This window comes from Hanamia caeni (assembly GCF_003721595.1).
Classification (GTDB): domain Bacteria; phylum Bacteroidota; class Bacteroidia; order Chitinophagales; family Chitinophagaceae; genus Ginsengibacter; species Ginsengibacter caeni.
In genome coordinates, this window is sequence record NZ_RJJR01000005.1 from 283,086 (window position 1) to 306,005 (window position 22,920).

The 22,920-nt window shown below is 37.9% G+C and carries 17 protein-coding genes; 4 read left to right on the plus strand and 13 right to left on the minus strand.

Annotated features, from left to right (window positions below; all coding sequences use genetic code 11):
* Window positions 1–13 precede the first annotated feature (13 nt).
* From EFY79_RS08650 to EFY79_RS08670, 5 genes are all read right to left on the minus strand, one after another.
* Entirely contained in the window at window positions 14–1,786 is a 1,773-nt protein-coding gene (locus EFY79_RS08650) for an L-fucose isomerase (RefSeq protein ID WP_123120295.1), read from the minus strand.
* Window positions 1,787–1,806: 20 nt separating this feature from the next.
* The gene (locus tag EFY79_RS08655) at window positions 1,807–3,051 is read right to left on the minus strand and encodes a DUF6786 family protein (protein ID WP_123120365.1); all 1,245 of its coding nucleotides are present in this window, start codon (window positions 3,049–3,051) and stop codon (window positions 1,807–1,809) included.
* A gap of 100 nt (window positions 3,052–3,151) precedes the next feature.
* A complete protein-coding gene (locus tag EFY79_RS08660) occupies window positions 3,152–4,183 on the minus strand; it encodes a LacI family DNA-binding transcriptional regulator (RefSeq protein ID WP_123120296.1) in 1,032 nt (343 codons plus the stop codon).
* An 88-nt stretch (window positions 4,184–4,271) separates the two neighbouring features.
* Window positions 4,272–5,153, minus strand: coding sequence for a formylglycine-generating enzyme family protein (locus tag EFY79_RS08665; protein ID WP_199727496.1), 882 nt, complete (start codon window positions 5,151–5,153; stop codon window positions 4,272–4,274).
* 205 nt (window positions 5,154–5,358) lie between these two features.
* Window positions 5,359–6,525, minus strand: a complete 1,167-nt coding sequence (locus tag EFY79_RS08670; RefSeq protein ID WP_123120298.1) for a glycoside hydrolase family 172 protein — start codon at window positions 6,523–6,525, stop codon at window positions 5,359–5,361.
* Window positions 6,526–7,224: 699 nt separating this feature from the next.
* Here EFY79_RS08670 and EFY79_RS08675 point away from each other — a divergent pair.
* Window positions 7,225–8,094 (plus strand): alpha/beta hydrolase, encoded by an 870-nt coding sequence (locus EFY79_RS08675; RefSeq protein WP_123120366.1) that lies wholly within the window; start codon window positions 7,225–7,227, stop codon window positions 8,092–8,094.
* 82 nt (window positions 8,095–8,176) lie between these two features.
* Here the strand turns inward: EFY79_RS08675 and EFY79_RS08680 are convergent, their stop codons facing one another.
* The 4 genes from EFY79_RS08680 to EFY79_RS08695 form a co-directional block, all read right to left on the minus strand.
* The gene (locus EFY79_RS08680; RefSeq protein ID WP_123120299.1) at window positions 8,177–10,435 is read right to left on the minus strand and encodes a Tex family protein; all 2,259 of its coding nucleotides are present in this window, start codon (window positions 10,433–10,435) and stop codon (window positions 8,177–8,179) included.
* Between the two features lie 152 nt (window positions 10,436–10,587).
* A complete protein-coding gene (locus EFY79_RS08685) occupies window positions 10,588–11,592 on the minus strand; it encodes a zinc dependent phospholipase C family protein (RefSeq protein ID WP_123120300.1) in 1,005 nt (334 codons plus the stop codon).
* A gap of 126 nt (window positions 11,593–11,718) precedes the next feature.
* On the minus strand, window positions 11,719–12,279 hold the full coding sequence (locus EFY79_RS08690) for a hypothetical protein (protein WP_123120301.1): 561 nt from the start codon (window positions 12,277–12,279) through the stop codon (window positions 11,719–11,721).
* A complete protein-coding gene (locus tag EFY79_RS08695) occupies window positions 12,269–13,324 on the minus strand; it encodes an agmatinase family protein (RefSeq protein ID WP_123120302.1) in 1,056 nt (351 codons plus the stop codon). Before EFY79_RS08695 ends, EFY79_RS08690 begins: the two co-directional genes overlap by 11 nt.
* Before the next feature lie 729 nt (window positions 13,325–14,053).
* Between EFY79_RS08695 and EFY79_RS08700 the strand changes: the two genes are divergently transcribed.
* A complete protein-coding gene (locus EFY79_RS08700; protein ID WP_123120303.1) occupies window positions 14,054–15,007 on the plus strand; it encodes a 3-keto-disaccharide hydrolase in 954 nt (317 codons plus the stop codon).
* Window positions 15,008–15,151: 144 nt separating this feature from the next.
* Here the strand turns inward: EFY79_RS08700 and EFY79_RS08705 are convergent, their stop codons facing one another.
* Entirely contained in the window at window positions 15,152–15,562 is a 411-nt protein-coding gene (locus EFY79_RS08705) for an RNA recognition motif domain-containing protein (protein ID WP_123120304.1), read from the minus strand.
* A gap of 305 nt (window positions 15,563–15,867) precedes the next feature.
* On the opposite strand from EFY79_RS08705, the gene EFY79_RS21420 reads away from it, so the two are divergent.
* Both EFY79_RS21420 and EFY79_RS08720 read left to right on the plus strand, forming a co-directional pair.
* Window positions 15,868–18,777, plus strand: coding sequence for a M1 family metallopeptidase (locus EFY79_RS21420; RefSeq protein ID WP_158605183.1), 2,910 nt, complete (start codon window positions 15,868–15,870; stop codon window positions 18,775–18,777).
* Window positions 18,778–18,798: 21 nt separating this feature from the next.
* Entirely contained in the window at window positions 18,799–19,710 is a 912-nt protein-coding gene (locus EFY79_RS08720; RefSeq protein ID WP_123120307.1) for a hypothetical protein, read from the plus strand.
* Here the strand turns inward: EFY79_RS08720 and EFY79_RS08725 are convergent.
* The 3 genes from EFY79_RS08725 to EFY79_RS08735 form a co-directional block, all read right to left on the minus strand.
* A complete protein-coding gene (locus tag EFY79_RS08725) occupies window positions 19,696–20,361 on the minus strand; it encodes a 2-C-methyl-D-erythritol 4-phosphate cytidylyltransferase (RefSeq protein WP_123120308.1) in 666 nt (221 codons plus the stop codon). The genes EFY79_RS08720 and EFY79_RS08725 overlap by 15 nt on opposite strands.
* An 81-nt stretch (window positions 20,362–20,442) precedes the next feature.
* Window positions 20,443–21,438, minus strand: a complete 996-nt coding sequence (locus EFY79_RS08730; RefSeq protein ID WP_123120309.1) for a bifunctional heptose 7-phosphate kinase/heptose 1-phosphate adenyltransferase — start codon at window positions 21,436–21,438, stop codon at window positions 20,443–20,445.
* A complete protein-coding gene (locus EFY79_RS08735; RefSeq protein WP_123120310.1) occupies window positions 21,428–22,876 on the minus strand; it encodes an APC family permease in 1,449 nt (482 codons plus the stop codon). The genes EFY79_RS08730 and EFY79_RS08735 overlap by 11 nt, the downstream gene beginning before the upstream one ends.
* Between the last annotated feature and the right edge of the window lie 44 nt (window positions 22,877–22,920).

The following is a 22,920-nucleotide window of genomic DNA, read 5'->3' on the forward strand; positions in this document are numbered from 1 at the left end:
TTTTTGTTAGTTATTATTTATAAAGCGGCCCGTAAGTAGAACAGGCCCTGTAATCTGCGCCTTCCACATCCGAACCAAATGCGTTCCACGCGGATGGCCGGAATATTTTTTCTTCACTCACATTGTGCATACACACCGGAATTCTGAGTATAGAGGCAAGTGAAATTAAATCATGCCCTATATGTCCATAACTGATGGCCCCATGATTGGCGCCCCAGCGGGCCATTACATTGTACACATCTGTAAACGCACCCTCACCCGTAAGCCGCGGCACAAACCAAGTGGTAGGCCAGCTTTTGTCAGTTCTCTCGTCTAAAATATCATGCACGTTTTCCGGCAGATCAATCGTTTCTCCTTCTGCAATCTGCAACACAGGGCCAATTCCTTTTACAAGATTCAACCGGCACATAGTAACCGGCATTCCGCCCCGCGTAACAAATTTGGAAGAATAGCCCCCGCCCCGAAAATAGCCATTGTTTGCCGGATACCAAGTGGTTGCCTTTAAACAATTATTTGCTTCTGCCGGTGTGATTTCCCAAAAGGGTTTCATCACAGGTTTGCCGTCTTTTTCTTGCTGGCCGCTTCCATCCAGAGTGGCAGAGCCGGAGTTAATCAGGTGGATAAATCCTTTGGCCGCGGCGCCGGTTGGTTTCCATTTGGTAACACGTTCTACTGCATCAGGGCTCCAGTAAGTTCTTACGTCTGCAAAAATCTGTGCAGTATTGGTGAGCAGGTAATTAAAAAGCATGGATACTCCGTTTAGTGAATCATTTTCTGTAGCCACGGTGTAAGGTGCGCGAATGCCATTCCAGTCAAAAGAGGAATTGAGAATCGCTTCAGAAAAATCACCGTTAGGTAAAAAATCGGTCCATTGCCTTTGCCCCTGGAAGCCTGATACAATGGCATTATGCCCGTGTGCCTCTTCGCCAAAACCCTTTTCTTTCAACTGCTCATTGCCTGTCATCAGGTCGCGCATGATGAGGGTCATCTTTACCACAAATTCCCAATCCTTATCTTTTTGTTCGCGTGAAAATTGTTTTTCTTTCGGATTTAAATCTTCTCCTTCTTTGCAATTTTCTTTTACCCAGGCAAGTGCTTTTTCAAACTCTTCTTCATCATAAATTTTCTTTTGAATACGCCGAAGCACTTCAGATGAATCCACAAATTCATTTCTCATACCCAAATATTCACGGAATAAGGAGGGGGTTATCATAGATCCCGCAATACCCATCGATACTGAACCAATGGCCAGGTAAGACTTTCCACGCATCAATGCAACTGCGAGCCCCGCCCGGGCAAATGACAATAATTTTTCTGTCACATCCGGCGGTATATTTTCATCGCCCAAATCCTGCACATCTTTTCCATAAATTCCAAAGGCCGGCAGCCCGAATTGATTATGTGCTGCAAGAGTGGCAGCAAGGTAAACTGCACCGGGGCGCTCGGTTCCGTTAAACCCCCAAATTGCTTTTGGTAAAAGCGGATTCATATCCATCGTTTCGCTGCCGTAGCACCAGCAAGGAGTAACTGAAAGGGAAATGCCGACATTATTCATTTCAAATTTCTTAGCGCATGCCGCAGCCTCTGCCACGCCGCCAATACACGAATCCGCGATAACACATTCCACCGGCGATCCATCGGGATACTTTAATTCGTTTTGATAAAGCGCAGCTACGTTTTTTGCCATCTTCATCGTAGTATCTTCCAGCGATTCGCGCACGCCACCCAAACGCCCATCGATGATAGGCCTAATTCCGATTTTCGGAAAATTATTATTTTGACTCATAAACGTTTTATTTATTTTTTCTAAAATTCTTTTTGAATAGTTTGCAGGGACACGCCAAGCAATTTTTGCGAAATAGCATCCAGCGATTTTTCATTTCCTGTAAAATGAAAAACGGAATGCTGATGTGAAAGCGATTCTCCGGGTTTCAAAAAAGCAGCCGGCGATACGCTTTCCATTTCATAAAAGGGCCCCATTTGAGAACCATCTTCCAAAGGCCCGTCGTTGTAAGCATTTACCGCATCCCCCTGGAAAGTCGGTTTGGTTGTATTCCATTCCTGGTTCAGGTATTTTGCGGATGAATCCAAATCAAATAGGATGATGGTAAGTACTTTGTTTTCCGCATCATAACTGCCGGCAACTGGTTTGGCATAATCCGGCGCAACACCCAATTTGCCGCGGCTTTTTCCGTCCGCTTTAAAAAATAAATTATCATCGGTATGTTTTAGCCTGTCTTGCGAAATTTGTCCGAAGTAATCTGAGGTTACTACTTTGTCAAACGGTTTTCCTGCCAGGTTTTTAAAAGGAACTACAATCACTGTGGATGGTGAAGGGTTAAACATATCCAGCATCCAGATGCAGGGCATTCCGGTTGCCTCTGTCCACGCTTGCTTTCCATCATTTGTAATCGCATTGTTTGCCTGGTAGCCAACGGCTTTTATTGACGTGTCTAAATTGATACCTGTTTTTTGTGATATTTCTGCATCTGAAAGAATTTGAATAGAACGGCTGACCCCGATATCCAATTTGGTTCCTTTATAATTCGTAAGCTCCATATCTTTTTTCATGGTAACCTTTTGGCCGTTCTTGTCCGTTACGCTCCAGGGTTCTGTATCAAATGGTGCGGGTGTTTTCCAGTTGGCAAAAACCATCGATGAATCAGGCTTGAAGAAAAGCGAATACCTGCCGCCTTCAGGCCCAAGCCAGAAGCGGTTTTCACCACCGTACGCATTCATGTGCGCATCAGCAGCGCCGGAAAATGCTTTATAATTCACCCATCCAAAACTTTTGCCCGATTTTCCATCAGCAGTGGAAGTAAAAACCTTTGCCTGATATTTTGGCGAAACAATTACCTGTGCTTTGCCTTCACCATTGCTTAAAATAATGAGGCTGTCATCATGTTGCTTCAGAAAATTGATATCATAACCAAAACTTCCTTGTTTTAATGAATCTGCTGTGCGTGCTGAATCATTATTACTTCCTGAGTTATTACAGGACAAGGCAATCATGGCCGTTACTACTAAAACGGAAAGAATGTTTTTTGTCATCGCTTTGCTTTTATTTAAATAAAATTTCATTAATGGATTTGTTTCATAACAAAATAAAAATTTGCATGATTTGTTGGTTTACTGTTTCATCTCTATATATTCATTTATTTCGCCGGCTTCCTGAACTTTCTCTTAGCACCAGCTTTTCCCTGATAATAATATTGTTGTGCTTTTTAGATTTATTACCAATTCTTTCTGTGATTAATTTTACAGCTTCTTTTCCCATATCTTCAAGCGATTGATTTACGTAGGATAAAGGGCAATAGAAAAAATCAAAGGCATCGCTTTCATCAAATGCTATTACAGCAAGGTCGTCAGGAACTTTTATTCCGGATTGATTGATAATTTTTAAACTTTCCACTGCCAACGTATTCGTGGCAAAGAAAAATGCATCCACTTTTAAAGAAGGAAATAATAATTCTTTTACTTTTTGTGCTACATCTTTTTCAATATCCTGGTAAGAAGCTTCTTTTACAAATTCTTTTTTAAACCGTATGCCATTCGCTTTTAGCGCTGCCTTGTAGCCGTTGATTCGTTCCTGGATGTGAGGAAGTTTGGTAGCGTAAGCCATGATGCCGATTTTCTTTCTGCCATTTTTTATCAGATGATCCACGGCGTTGTAAGCCGCTTTAAAATTATCGATATGAACGCTGTCAACCTTTAAAGCAGGAAAATACCGGTCAATTAATACTACCGGTATTCCGCTGTTTTGCAAATTCATTATTTGTTTTTCTGTATTTTCTGCAGGCGCAATGATAAATGCATCTACCTGCCTGTTTTGAAAAACCATCAGCAAATCCTGCGATTTTTCTGCACTTTCATCGCTGCTGCCGATAATTACAACATAACCTTTTTTCCGGGCTTCATCTTCGATGATGCGGGCAATGTTTGAGAAGAAAGGGTTTGAAATATCCGCGACAATCAAACCAATCGTATTTGTTCGTCCACTCTTCAGGCTTTTAGCAATCTGGTTTGGCTGGTAGTTAAGCTTTATGACTGCCTCACGAATTTTTTTTACCATCTTATCGCTTACCCTTGCTTCCTTTTCCTTACCATTAATCACATAGGAAACGAGCGCCGTTGATACCCCAAGGTATTTAGCAACATCCTTAAGGGAAACCTTTCCATTCATATTTCAATTTTCAATTTCAATTTTAAATTTAACCGTTTCAATTTTCAGGGAGGTTAACTAATCTTTCTTTTATCAAAAACTTACAGCCTTACTTATTTTTCGCACAACGGAATCCAATATTAGAACAACTGCTATCCGGCGTATTCTTCGAGCGTGCGGCTACTCTGTAGCGGTTGCAATACGAGTGATGGCATAAAAAGGAACCGCCGCGCATCACTTTTGCCTGTCCGCCTGAAGGACCGTCAGGGTTAAATGACGGCCCATTTTTATGAAAGTCCGCGCTAAACCAGTCATTGCACCATTCCCAAACATTTCCTGAAGTGTTATATAAACCGAAATTATTTGGTGCAAAACTTTTCGCCGGGGCAGTTCCAAAATGTCCGTCTTCCATGCTGTTATAATCAGGAAAGTTACCTTGCCAGATATTGCAATGATGTATATTATCCTGCATTAAATCGTCACCCCACGGAAATTTTTTTTGTACCAAATCTCCTCTTGCAGCATATTCCCATTCCGCTTCTGTCGGCAGTCGTTTATGACTCCACTGGCAATAGGCCATCGCATCATTCCATGATACATGAACTACGGGATGATTCATGCGTTCACTGATCTGCGAATCTTCTCCCTCAGGCCGACTCCACGTGGCTCCCGGAAAGGCGCACCACCATGGAGCCTGAGCCGCTACTTTGAAATCCTTTTCTTTATCCTTTTCTGAAAGCAATCCAACAAAAACAAATGACCAGCCAAACCTTTCAGCTTCCGTGATGTAGCCGGTGGCCTTCACAAATTCGGAAAACTGAAAATTGGTAACAGTTGTTTCATCAATATAAAATGAGCCCAGCGTGATTTCCCTGACAGGCCCTTCGCCGTCTTCAATAAATCCTTCTTTATCGTCTGTGCCCATCAAAAATTTTCCGCCTTTAAGTTCAATCATTTTTTCATTTGAATCAGTCCCGGATTTTTCGATCATTGGTTCAGTCTTTGCCGGCCCCGAACTCTTTCTTGAAGCAGCGCAACATGGTTGAGTATTTTCTTTATTCATCGCAGAATGAAAACAATGTGGATTTAATAATTGATCGGAAATTAAATTTTACCTGGCACAAGTTCCTATCTTTTTAAATTCTTTTTATGATTGTTGCGATCTTTATTTAGAAATTATTTTCTAAATAATATGATTAGTTTACTTCTAAACCATCCTTATCAGGCAAAGCCGGAAAAGTTCCGTGTGGCTCTGTCTGGTACCAAAAAACAGTGGAGGCGATATCGTCCTGCAATGGAAGATAGCGGCCACCGCTACGCCAGCCGAGTGCCTGTATAGTGACCTTTAAATCTTTGTCGAAGCGGATTGGATCGGTAATATGCCAGCGGTATAATCCAAATCTTTGCATCACCTGGTAATGTCCATCTCCTTTTATAACCTGCGGTAAACCGGAATAGGGGGTGCTAAATTCTGTATAATTCACTTCTTCAACGCCTGCCGCATTCCTCTTCCTGGTATCAAAATCGTAAGAGCCGCAGAAATAATCTTCAGTGCCGGTGCCATTGATGGTTGGATATTTTGTATCGCCATCTATATAAAACTTAATTTCGCCTTCGCCCCACCAGCCATTGTTGTGAACGCCCCATGCCATATATGTACCTACATACTGACCTTTTCCTTTTATACCATCTACTAAAGTATATACGCCTTTATATGGTAACGGATTTACACGGCGGAACTGCGCATGAAAGTAAGCTGCATCAGAAGGCACATCAGTTAAGGTGTAGTCCACCTGGTAATATAAAACCATGTCCTTGTCATCAATATTCTCCATGGTTATCCTGCATTTTTTTCTGAATGGCATCGGCCAGTAACAGTTGAATGCACTACCGGGATTTACGCATACGGCGAGCGATTGCAGGGCGGCATATTGGCCCCAGCCCATGCAGAAAAAATCTCCGACAGGTGCTTCCACTGAAGGTGTTTTTTCATCATCCCAATAAAATCGTAAAATGGAATTGCGCCACACCCCGGTCGGTGTCATCCAGATATGCTGGATTGAACCCGGACCATCAATTTCAGCGACAGTAAATGTGGTATGAGCTTTAATAACTACGCTTGGACTTACTTTCCAGCCCTGCCCCAAATCTCTTGAAGCGTTTTTGCCGGTTCCTTCAGTTGCCATTCCGCCTTGTCCTTTAGCACCATTAAAATTTTCGGGGCTGATGGAACGCGTCTTTGCATCAGACAACCTGTAAATATTGCTCATATTAGTTTCAAGACCATTGAATTTTTCCTGGGCGAGCGCCGCGGCGCAAATAAAAAAACTGATACAAAAGCATCCGAATAATTTTTTTTTCATGATGTTGATTTAGTTTGATGAAAATTATTGATTAGTATAAGCTTAAGCGATTAAACAAGTTAAATAAAAAATGATATCATTAGTATTTTGTTTTTACAGTTAATAACGATGCACGTCCAAAGAATAGCAATACATATGTTTCAATACAAAAATGAAGATCTTTACGAGTTTAAACGTTTAAGTCTCTTTGAATTAAAAATCACATAATCTGACTTTATTGAATTTCCTTCCGTTTTAATCGATTAAGCAATACCACCAATAAAAAGGAACTTTTGGAGTTCCTTGAAATTAAGCCTCACATGCCTTTTTTCACAAGTTTTTTTGGACTGCCAATTAAACGATTAAGCAACACGTAGACGAAAATAGAAACAATTTTCTAAAACAAAAAATTTTTTTTAAAAGCTTCGAGCGATGAAACTTTTGGGAGATATTGTAATTCTGTTTGATTTCAGATTTTCATCCAATCCGAGTTTTAAATTGCAAAGAAAATTGAATCTTAAATGTCGCGACTTTTCCTTTTACAGGATATAGCCTTTTTTTAATAATTTCAAGGTTTCTTAGAAATCACCCGTTACGAATTAATAATTTGAACGCAACATCTAAATAAACAATATGATATCATTCATTTTTGAGAAATTGATTTTCCGCAAAAAAACAAAGGCGTTGACAATTTTTCTTTTTTTTCTTTTAATTAATTCTATGTCGTCTGCACAAAAAATAATTTCTCTCTACGAAAGTATTCCGGGTAGTAAAACTGCAATTGATTATGTGGAAAAAGCAGATACTGGTGCTGATGGAGTTATCCGGATAAGCAAAGTGTATGTTCCTCAAATCGAAATTTTTAAGCCGGCAAAAACTGCATCAGAAACTCCGGCAGTAATTATTTGCCCGGGCGGCGGGTATGCTATTCTCGCTTATAACCTCGAAGGCACAACGGTTGCACATATATTGAATAATTGGGGAGTAACAGCAATCGTTTTGAAATATCGCCTGCCTAGCGATGAGATTATGGAAGACAAATCAATCGGGCCATTGCAGGATGCGCAACGAGCGATTCAGTATGTTAGGGAAAATGCCAGGCAATTGAATATTGACCCGCAAAAGATAGGAATAATGGGGTTTTCAGCGGGCGGACATTTGGCCTCAACAGCATCAACTCATTTTAACACAGAATACATTTCCAATCCAAAACACATTTCATTGCGTCCCGATTTTTCCATTCTCGGGTATCCCGTAATCAGTATGATTGACTCTGTTACTCACAAAGGCAGCCGTAATAATCTTTTAGGAACAAGGCCTTCACCAGAAATGGTCAATAATTTTTCAAACGAATTGCAGGTATCCGGAAATACCCCTCCCACTTTTCTTGTGCTTGCCAGCGACGACAACGGTGTTGAACCACGCAACAGCATCAGTTATTATGAAGCATTATTGAAACACCATGTGCCCGCAGAATTACATATTTATCAAAACGGCGGCCATGGCTTTGGAACACTTATTCTTGAAAAAAATGATAACTGGATGGATTTATTGCGAGTATGGATGTATCATAATGGAATTTTAAAATGATTTCTTCCAAAAGAAAAAAGCCGGATATTTTTTCGTTGACTGTTAACAACTTTTCGCAATGGATTTAAATTAATATTTTGCTTTATTTGCCAAACTTTTTTCGCAGAACATTTATCGCATCTTCTATCGAAGCACTTTCACTTACTGAGACTTTTTGTTGATGTGAAGATTTTGAAACGCCATTTCTTTGATCACGTTGTTTATGCTGACGTTTGTCCGACGCTTGCTGCGTTTGTTTTATCGACAAAGCAATTCGTTTTCTTGCCAGGTCAACTTCGGTTACTTTGACGAGCACTTTATCATTTAATTTTAAAACCTCTGCCGGATCGGAAATATATTTATGAGCAATTTCTGATACGTGAACAAGTCCGTCCTGTTTTACTCCAATATCTATAAATGCGCCAAAGCGGGTTAAATTAGTAACCTGGCCGGGCACTATCATCCCTTCTTTTACATCTTCAATAGAATAAATGTTGGCAAATTCAAATGCCTGTGCTTCTTCACGCGGGTCAATGCCAGGCTTTTTTAATTCCTTTAAGATATCATCAATTGTGTGTAAGCCTACATTTTCGTTTATATATGATCGTGAGTCTACTTGCTTTACCATTTTTTCATTGCCAATAATTTCCTTTATTTCAACGCCGGCATCCCGAGCCATTTGCTCAACGATTGTATAAGATTCAGGATGCACACCGCTTTCATCCAGCGGATTTTCTCCGTTTTTAATTCGCAAAAATCCTGCGCATTGCTCATAAGCTTTTTCTCCGAGCCTCGATACCTGTTTTAATTGTTGCCTGTTTGTGAAACGCCCTTTTTCTTTACGGTAATTAACAATATTCTCAGCTATAGACGGCCCAAGGCCGCTGACATAGCTCAACAGATATTTACTTGCTGTATTTAGATTTACACCTACTGCATTTACACAACTCACTACGGTTTGATCCAGCTTTTCCTTCAGCCTGGTTTGATTTACGTCGTGCTGATATTGGCCTACTCCAATACTTTTAGGATCAATTTTTACGAGTTCGGCAAGGGGATCCATTAACCGTCTTCCAATGCTTACTGCCCCGCGAACTGTAATGTCGTGGTCCGGAAATTCTTCTCTTCCTATTTCTGAAGCGGAATAAATAGATGCGCCATCTTCGTTCACTAAAAAGACAGGAAGGGCGGTGTTCAATCCTTTTATAAATTGTTCAGTTTCTCTTCCTGCAGTTCCATCGCCAATAGCAAAAGCTTCAACCGAAAATTCTTTTACGAAGTTTTCAATTGTATGTTTTGCCTCATCAATTTTATAATTTTTTTCATGTACAAAAATTACAGCAGTTTTTTGGAGTTCTCCTTTTTCATCAAGCACAACCACTTTGCAACCGGTGCGATAACCAGGATCGATAGCCAGAATTTTTTTGCTGCCCAATGGAGAGGAAAGCAGAAGCTGACGAAGGTTTTCGGCAAATACACTAATCGCTTCCTCATCGGCTTTTGTTTTTAATGCCAGCCTGAATTCGCTTTCAAGGCTTGGCTGTAGCAACCTCCGGTATGCATCTTTGATGGCTTTTTTTATTTGTTGAGAAGATTCGTTATCCGTTTTAATATATTGTTCCTCTATTTTTGCAAAGGCCAACTCTTCCTCTGGTGCAATGGCCATTTTCAAAAATCCTTCCGAAAAACCACGCATGATTGCGAGGATTCTGTGAGAGGGGATTTTATTGATAGGTTCATAAAAATCAAAATAATCTTTATACTTTATTCCTGCTTCCTGTTTATCAGTTAATATTTTACTTTGAATTGTGGCTGTTTGCTCGAACAACTTTCTCATTTTAGCACGTAATTCAACGTCTTCATTTATTATTTCAGCAATAATGTCCCTCGCGCCTTGCAATGCCATTTCTACATCAGTTATTTTTTCATTTAAATAAGATTGCGCTACTGTTTCAGCAATAATGATTTTTTGTTCAAGTAATAATAAAGCCAAAGGTTCCAATCCATTTTCCCTGGCTGTTTGTGCCTTCGTTTTTCTCTTAGGTTTATAAGGTAGATAAATATCTTCCAACTCATTTAAGGTAGTAGCTTCATTTATTTTTCCCTGTAAAAAATCTGTCATTTTTCCCTGCTCAGAAATTGTTTTTTCAATGAACAATTTTCTATCGGCAAATTCCTGTTGAAACTTTGCTTCTTCCTGTATTTTCTGAATCTGCACCTCATCCAGTGCACCGGTCTTGTCCTTTCGATACCGGGCGATAAATGGAATTGTAGCTCCTTCAGATAATAAATCAAGGACAACAATAACTTGCTTTTCAGGAATGGCCAATTTAGCTGCAACCGGTGCTGTATAGTTTTTCATAGTAAATAAAAGTTCAATTTTTTGAGGCGGCGAAGGTAGAAAATTATGCAGGGCATCTGAATTTTTTTAAAAAAAGTTATGGAAAATTTTAGTTTAAAAAAACGTCCGGCACCCGGTGCAGTAAACAAACAAATAATTATATTTTTTATTTTTTATTCTTCTCTTTCTCCACTCGAAAGATTTAATAATTTTCCCTTATTCCATGCTTTCAATTCTATATTGTAATTCTTTTTATTTTGTTGGGTAAGATGTGGATCATCCATAGAAATCAGGTTGGGACTACCTCCATTCACCCATGCCGTGTACCAATAAGAAGCCACGTTATAAATTGATAAGCGTAATTGATTTTCCACCATTCCTCCCAAAGCTTTATTAAATTCCTTTTCATATTCATAAGAAAAAACCGGCGAATTGTAAAACATTACCACGTTTCCTGCGCTGTCTTTCTTATACATATTTTCTTTCGAAAACCTGCTTCTTACTTCTTTTTCCTTTGCCAAAAGCGTATCTACCAAAGAATGAGATTGCTCAATCATTTTGAAAGTTTCCTCCGGAATATTTTTTATATATCTTGCCGGCTTCGTTTTAAAATTATAGGTGCTTCCAAAAGTTTCAGGCAAGGCCGATTCCCATAAAGAATGTATTCCATTTTGCCCGGTAAACTGCCCGTTGTAGTTGGCAGAAGTGTGCAAAGGCATGTGTGCATCGGCAATGTAATGTGATAATTCAGAAGAAAGAAAAAGTATCTCTGATTTATCTCTCCTTTTAAATGCAGAAGTTAATTTATCAGTAAGCTCCTCAATGTACCAGGGCAAATATCCATTCTTCTTCAAGAAGCTGCTGTCGTATTTTTTAAAAGCTTGCTTAGGATCTTTGGGCAAATCGTTCACCGCGGCTTTAAAGTTTTCTACATCAATAAAATGGCGGGGCGGCTCATTTTTATCATTAATCAGCGCTCTTCTTAAATCAGGAATTACCGCACTCTCTGTGATGAAATCAATGTGATTGTAATAAAATGTTTGCATAGGTTTTGGTAATGCAAATACCGCACTGCGGCTAATATGTTTATGCCCCCAGCGGCCCCATGCATACACCAGGGATATAGAAGCGGATACAAACAGAATTAAAAAGAAGCATTTTAAAATTTTGGATTTCATTGATTGTATTTAAAAATTAATATTGGATGTAAAATTAATTGCGAAAAAAGATATGCGTGAAAATGAGAGGTTAATGTTTTTAATAAAAGAGATAACTGAGCTCTAAAAATTTCCAGGCTTCCTTTGCTAACTTATTTCGGAAGAAATTGTTTCTGTTTTATTCAATTGTGTACGCGCAAACTGATTGAATTCTTTTTCATTTAAGTTTCCCGGTGGCTCTATTTCCGCCTGGAAGAGATGATTATTTTTGAAATCAAGGGTAAGCATATTGTCTTTGATAATAACATTATTAACAGAATTCCATTGATAACTCCGCTGCGGAAAATTAAGTTTTCTTATTTCTTTTGGTGTAAATAGAATTTGTAATTTTTGCAAAGCAAGATAATATAAAATTCCAATAACAAGCAATGCTGCCATCAGGTAATAATTTTGCAACCCAAGCCAGCAGCCTGCGAGCACGAATATCAAAATCTGGTCGAGATAATGGCCCTGGTGATTTTTTTTGGTGAAATAAATTCGCATAAAAATATAAATTCCCGTTAGCAAAATAGCTGAAGCTGCCTGATAGCGAAAAGTATCATAAAAAAGCATCAGAATAAAAGCCGAAATATTTATAAGCAACAGGATAAATGCAATCGTCCGGTATGATTTAATTTTTTCGTTTTTAATGACTATTTCAAACTGCATTGGTTTCGTTTGAAGCCAGCAAAAGATTGCATAATTTAAAAAGGACTCTTGCGCCAACATTTTCATCCCATTCGTTAGGACTAATTCCTACTTCGTTCAAATCAAATCCGATAAATTTTCTACCGCTTTCTATTATTTTTCTGATTAAGTAGTAAACCTGCTGCGTTTCAAAGCCGCCCGCAACAGGTGTTCCGGTATTAGGGCACAATTTCGGATCAAGGCCGTCTATATCAAAGCTCAAATAAACTTTTTGTGGAAGATAGCTTATTATTTCTTCTACAATTTTTTTCCAATTTTCTCCCTCGTATATTCTTTCCTTGATATTTTTATCGAAATAGGTAACTATGCGGCCATTGCTGTTTTTTATAAATTCCAATTCACCCGGGGAATAATCGCGTATGCCAGCCTGGACCAGCCTGGTAAGCTGTGGAATCTCTTTAAGCGCATTAAACATTATAGAAGCGTGGGAGTAAGTAAGATATTCATAGGCTTCCCTGAGATCACAATGAGCATCAATTTGTAATATGCCAAAATCTCCCTGCTTTTCAGCAAGGGCCTTATAATATCCCAAAGGTGCACTATGGTCGCCCCCGAGAATGGCAACCAGCTTTCCCCGGTCCAGCAATTCTTTCGTTTGTTCATACACCCAATTGTTCAAAAATTCGCTTCCCTCATTTATCTCACGTAGCACTTTTTGCATAAATTTATTATTGCAAAGCTCTTCGCCCTCAGTGATATAGTTAATATACAGTTCTGCTTCTTTCCGCAGATAATCACTTTTCATAAGAATATTTTTATCCGGGTCGCGTAAAAAAATTCCCTGCTTCCAACCGTCAGGGTAATCATCGTCCAACAAATCTACCTGCATACTTGCATGACAAATTTTTTCCGCAACCCTTGCTGTACCTGCTTTATAGCTTACGGTCACTTCCCAGGGAACCGGGAGAATAATTAACCTTGAATCGTTTTCTGAAAAAGGAAGCCCGAAAATTCCATTATTAGGATTAGCAACAGAATCTGTATCAAAATGAGTGAGGTCAATCATTTTTACTTACTTATTTTTTTTGGACGGCAAAGGTAACAAGTATATAATTAACAGCATCTCCGAGCAAAGGGTTCTCATTGAATTAACGGGATTTTGTTTTATAGTAAAGCAACAAAAAAACCTTTCTTTATTTCCTAAAAGTTAAAGATTTTTAAATAGTTCGCTGGGTTGTTTATTGAAATGAATTACGCTAACAGCTTCCTGATGTTTTCTCATTTAATAAATAACTCTTCACTTCATATTAGTTGTTTATATTTCTCAGAATGTTCAGACAAGTACACATATTATTGTTTTCTGTTTTTGGCAAATAGTTAGAAAGAAAATTAAAAATTGGATTTACTCTAATTTAAAATCAGGCAATAAATCGTTAGTAGGTTTGAGTGGTTTTTTCCAGTAACTCAAATGAGTAGGCAATAATTTCTTTCGTGGAATGCAGTATTGGCAAATGTTTTAGCCGGTTAATGGTTTAAATAAAATTCAATTAGAAATTCTTTTTTTTCCGCAAATTGGGTTATAAATGATTAAAAATTGAGTGCTCCTGTAGAAACAGGAGCACTTTACCAAAACTAACTGCTTATGAGTTGGGCCGAAAATTATAACTTTTTTGATTCATAAAATAATTTTGGAGACTATTTTTAGAAATTTTTTTCAAATTTAAATTTACCCTTAAGATAAATCGTTTAGATTTAATTTTAGTATCTTGATTTTTAATTTAATTCAGACAGTTTTATGAAAAAAATTGCAAGCTATTTTTATTGTTTTTTCTTTCTTATGTTTTTATCTATGACTACAGATGCAAAAGATTTACAATCAAATGTTTCGGACTCTGTCGCTATCCAGGGCAGATGGGATATAACGATTGATATGGATGGACAATCCCGGCCTTCCTGGCTTGAAATTCATCATTCAGGATTAAGAATGCTGGTTGGAAGTTTCGTTGGAGTAGTGGGAAGTGCCCGGCCAATATCAAGAATATTTTTAGAAAACGGAAAAATGAGCTTTTCAATTCCTCCTCAATGGGAAGATTTTCCTAATGATTTGAAGGTAGAAGGAATGCTCGGTGGCGATAGTCTTTCAGGAACGATGACAATGCCGGACGGGCATTCATTCAATTGGATCGGAAAACGTGCGCCCGATCTGAATCGTAATAAAGAACCTAAGTGGGGAAAACCAATTTCTCTTTTCGATGGAAAAAATATGGATGAATGGCATGCTATGGGAAAAAATCAATGGGTCGTGTCTAATGGAATTTTAAAAAGTCCTCATTCAGGTTCTAATCTTGTAACCAACAGGAAATTTGATGATTTTAAGTTGCATATAGAATTCCGGTATCCGGCTGAAAGTAATAGCGGTGTTTATCTGAGAGGAAGATATGAAGTGCAGGTGATGGATAGTAAAGGAATGCCACCGTCAAATGTTTTGCTGGGAGGAGTTTATGGATTCCTGACTCCCAGTGAGATGGTAGCAAAGAACCCCGGAGAATGGCAATCATTTGATATTACGTTAGTAGGCCGGATGGTAACCATATTTGTAAATGGGAAAAAAGTAATTTGTAACCAGGCTATCCCTGGAATCACTGGCGGAGCGATTGATAGTGACGAAGGCGCGCCGGGACCTATTTTATTACAAGGAGATCATGGCCCCATAGAGTATAGGAATATTTTAATTACACCGTCAATCTGAGGTTTGGTATAAAATACTTGTAAAGTGTTTCCAAACTGAAGACAATGCAATTATCATCCCGCAAATTTAAATTACGAGTAGGTTTAAACTAAAAGATCCTTCTTTTTTTAAAAGAAGGATCTTAAAATCAGCTATTTAAAAAAATCAATAATCTTTATTGTAGCCGCCGCTTCTTCCGCCACCATAGCCGCCACCGCTGCTTCTTCCGCCACCGTAGCCACCACCGCCGCTTCTTCCGCCGCCGTAGCCACCACCGCCGCTTCTTCCGCCACCGTAGCCACCACCGCCGCTTTTTTTGTAGCCGCTTCCTTCAGGACGTGGTTGCGATTCGTTGACGATTAATTTACGACCCTGTACTTCGCTTTCGTTTAATGTAGCGATAGCAGTTTTAGCTGCTTCTTCATCTTCCATTTCAACGAAGCCAAAGCCTTTGCTACGGCCCGTATTTTTTTCTTTAAGAATTTTTGCACTTGAAACAGTCCCGTATTGGCTGAATAAGTTACTTAAATCGTCATCAGTCATTGACCAACTTAGATTACCTACATAAATGTTCATTGTAAAAACTTTTGTTTTAAAAAATAGATTAAATAATTAATGATTCAGTAGCTACAATGAACTGAAGAAATCTTTGAGGAGAACATCAGCCAAAAGAAAAACAAACTAAACCCATTAACAGGGTATAAAGGTAAACTTTTATTTCAAATAACATTATTTTATAGGATTTTTTTTGTTTTCTCACTTTTAAAGTCTATCTGTCAATTCTGGGATATTATAAATACTTACATCAGCTATAATATATGTTCCCGCTCGGTAGTCTGGTTTAGAGCATTTTTATTTTACATTTGATGAAACAACCGATCTTGAAAAGCCTTTTTTTGTTTTTTATTCTATCCTTTCCTTTTTCAAAATCCTTTTGCCAGTCTATTTATTTTCAACAGTTTTTAAATTACAAAATTGATGTCACGCTGAACGATGCAGAGAATACTTTAGACGGCTTTGAGATTATAAAATATACCAATAACTCTTCTGACACGCTTCATTATATCTGGTTTCATCTTTGGCCAAATGCTTTCAAGAATGATCAAACGGCTTTTAGTGAGCAATTGTTAAAGTTGGGGAGGACGGATTTTTATTTCGCCGACGAATCAAAAAGAGGGTATATCAACAGGCTGGATTTTAAAGTAAATAATATTCCGGCGGTTTTGGAAGATGATTCACTATATATTGATATAGGCAAGCTTATTTTGCCATCGCCACTCCGCCCGGGGCAAACAATTTCAATTTCAACGCCTTTTCATGTAAAGATTCCTTTCAATTTTTCCAGAGGAGGGTTTATCGGCAAATCTTACCAGATTACTCAATGGTATCCAAAGCCTGCGGTGTATGATAAAAAAGGCTGGCATCCGATGCCTTATCTTGAACAGGGCGAATTTTATAGTGAATTCGGAAATTTTCAGGTATGCCTTACAGTTCCTGAAAATTATGTTGTAGCAGCCACAGGTGAACTGCAAAATAAAGATGAAGTAAAATGGTTGAAAGCAGAAAGCGTAAAGCCAAAAGCGGAAAGCAAAAAGCAGGAATCAGAAAATAATATTGAGCCGGCCTCCGGCGAAAAGAAAAAATTAAAAAAAAGATACCAGCCGAAAGCCCTTAATAAAAAAGATAAAACATCATTTTCTGAAATGAAATCGTCTGATATTTCGCAGGTATCTAAAAAAACAAAAACTCTTACTTACGTGCAGGATAGCGTTCATGATTTTGCATGGTTTGCAGATAAAAGTTTTCAAGTATTGCATGATACTTTGCAATTAAACTCAGGAAAAACCATAAATGCATGGTCGTTTTTTCTTCCTGGCGATTCAGCAGTTTGGAAAAATAGTATGAGGTTTATCAAAGAGGCCGTGCGTACCAGAAGCGAATGGCTAGGTATATACCCTTATTCTACTATTTCGGTTGTGGAAGCCAAAATGGGATTTGCAGGAGGCATGGAATATCCGACTATTACGAGCATTTCACCGATGGAAGATATGGAATCTTTGGATATGACGATTGAGCACGAAGTAGGCCACAACTGGCTTTACGGCATATTAGCTACCAACGAAAGAGAATTTCCCTGGATGGATGAAGGAATGAATTCTTACTACGACAACCGGTATTATGCATTAAGATATTCGAAAAATAATATCGAAACAGGTAATTTTTTCAGTAAAAGATTACCTGCTGATGAAGAAAAATTTTTATATAATATTCAAATTGCTGAAAAGAAAGATCAACCCATTGCAACCCGTTCAAAGGATTTTTCTGAAATAAATTATAATGCAATTGCTTATTACAAGACAAGCTTTTGGATGAAAAAGTTAGAAAATTTTTTAGGCAAAAAAATTTTCGATAGCTGTATGCAAAATTATTACGAACAATGGAAATTTAAACATCCTTATCCGGAAGATTTTAAAAATATTGTCAATGAGGTGAGTGGAAAAAATATGGATTCAATGTTTTCTTTATTATCTAAAAAAGGAAGGCTTGAACCGCCTCAAAAGAAACAATATAAAATCAGTTTTCTGTACGATTTAAACAAAACTGATAGATATAATTATATTTTTCTTTCACCCGCGGCGGGCTATAATTTTTATGACAAAATCATGCTTGGTGGATTGGTACATAATTATACTTTGCCGGGATATAAATTGCACTTTTTTCTTGCTCCACTGTATAGCCAAACTACCAATTCATTCAATATTATTGGAAGAATAGGATATAATATGATGAGCTATGGATGGATTCGAAAAGCTGAACTTTCATTGAGCGGAGAAAAGTTTTCTATGGATGAATTTACTGATTCAACCGCTCACAAAAATTATCTGAGATTTTATAAAATCGTCCCATCGCTTACACTCACTTTCCGAAATAAATATGCAACCAGCAAGGTGACGAAGTGGCTGCAATGGAAAACTTTTTTTATAAACGAAACTCAATTATCGTTTAACCGCGATACTATTTTGCAGCAAGATATTGTTAGTTATCCAGAAGTGAACCGTTATTTAAACCAACTGGATTTTGTATTTAGAAATGACCGTGCTCTGTATCCTTATTCTTCCGACGTTCAAATACAGCAAAGCAACAAATTTGTCCGTTTTTCATTTGAAGGAAAATATTTTTTTAATTATTCAACTGGAGGTGGAATGGCTGCAAGATTCTTTGCAGGAAAATTTATGTATCTCGGTTTCCCCACTATCTACAAACGCTTTGAAACAGATAGATATCATTTGAACATGACCGGAGCGAATGGTTATGAAGATTACACCTACAGCAATTATTTCGTGGGCCGCAATGAATTTGAGGGGGCCAGATCTCAGCAAATAATGATTAGGGACGGAGGCTTTAAAGTCAGGACTGATTTGCTTTCAAACAAAATTGGCAAAACTGATAATTGGTTAGCAGCACTTAATTTAAACTCTGATTTGCTTCCGGATATGAAATTGTTTTCAGATCAATCAGTCACAAATTCTTTAAAATTATTTCTTGACATCGGCACCTATGCAGAAGCGTGGAATAAAAATTCCTCGACAGGAAAATTTCTATATGATGCAGGCTTGCAAATTTCTATGCTGAAAAACCTGGTCAACATTTATATTCCTGTATTGTACAGTAAAATCTATCGTGATTATTATAAGTCAACTATTCCAAAGAACCGGTTCTTTAAAACCATTTCTTTCAGTATCAACATTCAGAATTTCCGGCTGAATAAATTTTTACATTTATCAGATTGAATTTTAAAAACTAAGATTCACTTGAAAATATATTATCTGCATCATAAAGATATTGACAAAAAAAAATGGGACGCGTGTATAGATAAAGCGGCCAACGGCTTGATATATCCGTATTCATTTTACCTGGATGCAATGAGTGAAAATTGGGATGCATTGGTAGCAGATGATTACGAAAAAGTGATGCCGCTGGCATGGAAGAAAAAGTATTCGATATTTTATTTGTATCAACCGAGGTTTACTGCATCACTGGGCGTTTTTGGAAATGATATATCTGCCGAAGTGGTAATATTATTTTTACAAAATATTCCGCGAAAATTTAAATATTGGGATTTTTATTTGAATAAAAGCAATTTGTTTTCCCTTCCTGAATTTCCGATGTATGAAAGACATAACTATATCCTGCCGCTCACAGAAAATTATGAAACGATAAGAAAGCATTATGCCACCAGCCACCAACGAAATATAAAACGCTCGGTTCAGTATGGAAACACAGTTAAAACGCAAATTAACATTCAAGAAATTATTGAACTTTCAAAAATACAGTCCAGGAATTTCTCGTCTCTACAAGACGACGATTTTTCAAATTTTAAGTCGCTTTTTAAATATTTAAAAGAACAAAATCAGGCCGTAACCTACGGCGTTTATTCTGCGCAAAATAAATTGGTAGCATCCTGTGTTTTTCTTTTTTCACATGGCAGAGCTTATTATATTCTGGTAGGAAATCATCCCGATGGAAAAACTTCCGGTGCTTCTCATTTATTAATTGATGCATTTATCAGAGATTACTCAGGGAGTGACACAGTGCTGGATTTTGAAGGCAGCAGCATTACAAGCCTGGCATTTTTTTATAAAAATTTTGGAGCTCAATTAGAAAAATATTCGGGAATAAAAATGAATAAATTGCCGGCTATTGCAAAATTATTCATTCAATAAAATTTTTGCCAGCTCCAGATCCTGTGGGGTAGTAATTTTAATGTTTGTTTGTTCTCCCTCCACTAAATTGATTACTATTCCGTAGGCTTCCACTACGCAAGCTTCATCCGTGAACTTTTCTTTATAATCAATAGAAAAGGCAGGCAACAAAATTTTACTGTGAAAGGTTTGGGGTGTTTGCACCAACTTCACTTTAGATCTGTCGAGAATTTTATTTCCATTTTTGGTGAGCATCCGAAGACTGTCAGCAGCATTTATTGTCGGCACGGCGGACCCTGATTCAACGGCAGTTTCGTAGCATCTTTGAATAAGATTTTTTGAAACAAGACACCTTACGCCATCGTGAACAAATACGATGCCCTCGTCCTCAATTAAGGAAATTCCGTTTTTTACAGAATGAAAACGTGTTCTTCCGCCGGCGGTTATTTTAATTTTTGAAGAATCAAAAAATCCATCAATTATTTCCTGCCCATTTGCAATATAATCTTCGGGTAGAACTAAAATAATGTTGATATCCTCAAAAGCATCAAAAAAGGCCTTGATAGAATAATATAATAATGGTTTATTATTAAGAATCAGGAATTGTTTGGGTATATCACTCTTCATCCGTGAACCGTTTCCTGCAGCAACGATTATGGCTGTTTTCTTCATGTTCTTTTAATTGATGAAATGGGGGCAAATCTAAATGAATTCATCGGCGATATTTGAAAATGATTGCCCCGCCATTATAATTTATTTATTTAATAATTTTTTGCATTCTTCCAGAAGCCTTTCTTTTTGAATGGCCACAGTTCCTACCTGTTCACAAACAATGCCACCGGCTATATTTGAAATTCTCGCCGACAGGTCAATGTTTTTTGTGGCAATATACACCAGCGCTGCTACAGCAATAACGGTATCGCCGGCTCCGCTTACATCTGCAATATTTCTCCGGTGAGATGGAATAATTTTTTTATCAGCATCCTGTTGATAAAAAACGCCCCTTTCAGAAAGTGTAATCAGCGATGCTGAATGATTTAACGCTGTATTTAGAAGCGCATGAATTCTGCACATTAGTTCCTCAGTAACCGCTTCGGGTATCAGGTTAAGCCCTGAGAAAACTTCAGCTAAGTTCGGCTTGAATAGAGTGGCATTTTTGAAGCTAAAAAAGTTCTTCCTTTTAGGATCTACTGCCGTCAAAACATTATTTTGATTGCAAATTTGAATTGTGTGCGTAATAATTTTTTCTGTAAGAATGCCTTTGTTATAGTCTTCCAATATTACCAAATCGGGCTTTTCATTCAGGATAAATTTTTCAATTTGATTGTTTAGTTTCTCTTCATCATTAAAATTCAGATCTTCCAGGGTTTCGGCATCAAGGCGCATCATTTGTTGGTTGCGGCTGATTATCCTGATTTTGTTGGTGGTGATCCTGTTTTTACTTTCCAGGATAAACCGTGTATCCACATTATTTTCGCGCAACAGATTTTTCAGTTGCAACCCATCTTCATCATCTCCCAAAATGGAAAGCAAAGCAACTGAAGCTCCCAACGCCTGCACATTGAGCGCAACATTACCGGCGCCACCAATTCTTTTTTCCTTTTCATTTACAAGTACAACCGGAACCGGGGCCTCGGGGGAAATTCTCTCAACATTTCCCCACCAGTAGGTGTCTAACATTACGTCGCCAATAATTGCAACCTTTAACCTGGAAATTTCTTCAAATAATTTATCAAAATCAAAACTCATTCGATCTGTGATTTGTTTTTCTGGCTTGAATTGTAATAAAATAGACAGGAATACCTGCCAGCACAATTCCCAATCCCCACAATGTATAAACAGGTTTAAAAATTATTAGAAAAATACAAAAAATGCATCCCATACATATATATAAAGCGGGAAGAAAAGGATATCCATAAGCTTTATATGGCCTGCTCATTTCCGGCCGTGTTTTTCGAAGCACAAAAATTCCTATAATAGTGAGTACATAAAAAATAACCACTACAAATGCAATCATATCAAGAAGATCATTGTATCCGCCACTTAAACAAAGGAGGGAAGCTACAATTGCCTGAGCCCAAAGGGCCCATTCAGGAACTGCTTTCTTATTTAATATTCCTGACTTTCTAAAAAATAGTCCATCTTTTGCCATTGTATAATAAACCCTTGCTCCCGCCAAAATAAGGCCATTGTTGCATCCAAAAGTTGAAACCATAATCATCGCAGCAATTATCACAGCACCCGCCTTTCCAAAAATCGCATTCGACGCAGCTACAGCCACTCTGTCGCCACCGGGGAAAGCTATTTCATGCAATGGAAGTACATATAAGTACATTAAATTGGTTACTATGTAAATAATACAAACCGTCAGCGTTCCGAAAAAGAGGCTAAGGCCAATATTTCGTTTGGGATTTTTTATTTCCGCAGCAATAAAAGTTACGTTATTCCACGCATCGCTGCTAAAAAGGGAGCCCACCATTGAAGCCGCGATGGCTCCTATTAAAATTGTACCACTGATGGGAAACCAGTTGCCATTTTTTACAAAAGATCCCGCTGATTTTTCCAACTGAACGGCATGGAATCCGGTTTGCCAGTTTTCATCCCAAAAATTATGCTTTACCACCAAAAAACCAAGCACTATGAGACCAAAAAGTGAAAATAATTTTACAGAAGTAAAAGTTGTCTGAATAATTTTTCCTCCCCTAATTCCCCTGGTATTAGTGTAAGTAAGAAAAATTATTAAGGCGATCGCCAAAATCTGCGCAGCAGAAATATGGAAATTTCCTAAGGAAAAAAGAAAAACGGTTTCACCAACTCCCGGGACTATGTAGGCTGTAAAACGACTAAATGCGACTGCCACTGCAGCTATTGTTGCAGTTTGAATTACCGTAAAAGAACTCCATCCATATAAAAATCCAAATAATGGATTGAATGCTTCTTTTAAGTATACATATTGTCCGCCTGCCCTGGGAAACATTCCGCTCATTTCACCGTAACTTATTGCTGCTACAACGGTCATAATTCCGCTAAGCACCCAAACTACAATAAGCCATCCAGCACTTCCAACATTTCTTACAATATCAGTGCTGACGATAAAAATTCCGGAACCAATCATAGAGCCTGCAACGATCATGGTTGCATCTATCAAACGTAAACTTGGCTTAAAGGCAGTGGCATGTTGATTCATAAAAAAATCCCGTTTTAAAATAAACGGGGTTGAAGATAAATATT